This is a genomic window from Saccharopolyspora sp. 7B (genome assembly GCF_020177435.1).
GTDB lineage: Bacteria > Actinomycetota > Actinomycetes > Mycobacteriales > Pseudonocardiaceae > Saccharopolyspora_C > Saccharopolyspora_C gregorii.
The window spans coordinates 1-2,737 of the sequence record NZ_JAIUKC010000172.1 but is presented as its reverse complement, the minus strand read 5'-3'; the positions used below and the strand labels follow the sequence as shown (position 1 = coordinate 2,737).

Annotated in this window: 2 protein-coding genes; both read right to left on the bottom strand. The window is 72.2% G+C overall.

Annotated features, from left to right (window positions below):
- Positions 1-177: 177 nt before the first annotated feature.
- Positions 178-1,293: a phosphate ABC transporter substrate-binding protein PstS gene (pstS, locus tag LCD33_RS23675; RefSeq protein ID WP_224957989.1), complete on the bottom strand. Its 1,116-nt coding sequence runs from the start codon at positions 1,291-1,293 to the stop codon at positions 178-180.
- Positions 1,294-1,505: 212 nt separating this feature from the next.
- Positions 1,506-2,459 (bottom strand): mycothiol synthase, encoded by a 954-nt coding sequence (gene mshD, locus LCD33_RS23670; protein ID WP_308011321.1) that lies wholly within the window; start codon positions 2,457-2,459, stop codon positions 1,506-1,508.
- Positions 2,460-2,737 lie beyond the last annotated feature (278 nt).

The window sequence follows — 2,737 nt, the reverse complement described above, 5'->3', positions numbered from 1 at the left end:
TGCCGGTTCGGGCGCCGGGCTCCACCGCTCCCCCCCCGCGCCCCCCCCCGGGCCCCCCGGGCCCCCCGCGCGGGGGGGGGGCCCGGGGGGGGGCGGGCCCCCCCCCGGGCGCTGGTCGGCTCTTGTCGAGTCGTTCACTGCTACGTGCAGCCTCTCACTGGTGGAGGGTCAGGTCCGTCACGCGATCGCGTCGACGGCGCCCAGCACCTTCTGCTTGAACGCCTCGGGCAGCGAGACGTAGCCGGCCTCCTCCAGCTGCGCGGCGTCCGCGTTGGCGGCGACGGTCAGCACGGCCTTCACGGCCTTGGCGGTCTCCGGGTCGTAGCCCTTCGAGCAGACGATCTCGTAGGTGTTGAGCACGATCGGGTAGACGCCCGGCTGCTTGTTGCCGTAGATCGAGTCGAGGTCGACCCGCAGGTCGTGGCCCTCGCCCTCGACCTTGGCCCCGTCGATGGCCTTGCCGACGTTCTCGGTGGTCAGGTCGACCGGGCCGGCACCGCCGTCGATCTTGGCGATGCCGAGGCCGAGGTTCTTCGGGAAGGACCACTCGACGTAGGTGATGGCACCCGGGGTGGCCTTGACGGACTGGGCGACCTGGTCGCTCCCCTCGCGACCCTGGCCGATGCCCGGCCCCGACTGGAACTGCTTGCCCTCGCCCTTCCAGGCGCCGCCGGTCGCGGTGCTGAGGTACTTCTGGAAGTTGTCCGAGGTGCCGGACTCGTCGGAGCGGAAGAACGGGACGACGGCGAGGTCCGGCAGCTGCTTGCCGGGGTTCAGCGCGGCGACCGCCGGGTCGTTCCAGTTCTTGATCTGGCCCTGGTAGATCTTCGCGATCACGTCGGCGTTGAGCACCAGGTCGTCAACGCCTTCGACGTTGTAGGACACCGCGATGGGGCCGAAGACCATCGGGATGTTCCACGCCGGGTTGCCCTGGCAGCGCTCGGCGGCCTTGGCGACCTCGCCGTCGGCCTCGTCCAGCGGCGAGTCGGAGCCGCCGAAGTCGATCTGCCCGGCGGTGAAGGCGGCGACGCCCTTGCCGGAGCCGGACTTGGTGTAGTTGAGTTGCTGGCCTTCGCAGGCGATGCCGTAGTCGCGGGCGAACACGTCCATGGCGTTCTTCTGCGCGGAGGAACCTTCGGCGGAGACCGGCTTGGTGCCGCAGTCGACGTTCAGCCCGGCCAGCGCCGGGTTGCCGCCGCCCTGGGGAACGTTCTGGTCGGTGCCGCAGGCGGACAGCACGAGCGTGCCGGCCGCGAAGAATCCGAGCGCAGCACTGTGCCGCTTGATCTTCACTTCGTTCCTCCAGATCAGGGAAACACCGTGGGCGCGGCGCGCTGCCGCTCGTCTCCGAACGCTAAGCAGTGGGAGTGGATTCGCGCCATGCAACGGGTGAACGCGAAGTGAACAAGGCACGCTAAGTAAGCAGCGCCACGTTCCAACGGGTGACCGTCCACCATCTCGTGATCCAGGCGTTCGCAATCAGTGATCCAGACGGAGGGGGCGGATCACCGCCCGAACTGCACGTCCAGATCGGTGCGCTCGAAGCCCAGGCGCTGGTAGACCTTGATCGCGGGAGCGTTGTCGCCCTCGACGTAGAGCAGGACCTCCGCGCAGCCGGCCGCACGCAGGTGGCGCAGCCCGGCCGCGGTCAGCACCTTCCCCAGGCCACTACCCTGCGTGTCCGGATCCACGCCGACGACGTACACCTCGCCGCGCCCGTCCGGGTGGACCTTCGTCCAGTGGAAACCCAGCAGGCGGTCCTGCGGGTCCACTGCGAGGAAGAAGCCGGCCGCGTCGAACCAGTCCTCCGCTTCCTTCTCGCGCAGATCCGCCTCGCTCATCGCGCCCTGTTCCGGGTGCCATCGGAACGCTCGGTGATTGACCTCGACGACGGCGGCCTCGTCGGAGCCGGGCCGGAACGCGCGGATCGACACGCCGCCGGGCGCCGGGGCCTCCGGCAGTTCGGCGTCGGCGAGCCGCAGCCCCATCCGCCACAGCTCGCGCGGGCGGGCGAAGCCGAACCGCTCCGCCAGCCGCAGCGCACCCGGGTGCTCGCCGTGCGACCAGATCCGCAACCGGCCGGTGTCCTCGCCCGCGCCCTCCACCGGCAGGTCGGCGCGCTCCAGCAGCGCCCGCACCAGCCGGGTGCCGACGCCGCCGCGGCGCTGCGCCGGGTGCACGGCGAGCTCGGCGACCAGCAGGCCGGCCGCCTCGTCCGCGGTGTCCAGGTGCGCGTAGCCGAGCAGCTCGTCCGCCGCGTTCCGCACCACGAAGTGCTCGGAGCGGACGTCCGCCTGCACCGGCTCGATCTGCTGCGCCACGTCGCGGTGCGCGCGCAACCGCATGAGCACGTGCTCGCCCGCGGGCGCCACCCCGTCGGCCTCCGCGGCCGCGTCGAGCAGCGCCACCACCTCGGCCACCTCGGCCTGGTCCAGTCCGTTCCGCCACGTCAGCTGCACGGGCCCGACGTTACCCACCGAACCCCGCCCGGCACACGTGACGAACTCGGCACGACACCCCGGCGGGGCCGAATCCCGCGCCCGCCCGGATCTCGTCCGCCGGAACATCCCGCCGCCCGGTGGCACGATCACCAGGCCGCAGAACCACCCCACCGGCTGTCCTCGTGCGCGGGCTCGGACCGTCGCCCCCCGTCGGCCGAGCCCTCCGCCCCTGAGCCCGGGAGGAGGGCGGACCTAGACCGGCCCCCACCCCCCCCCCCCCGGGGGGGCGCGGGGGC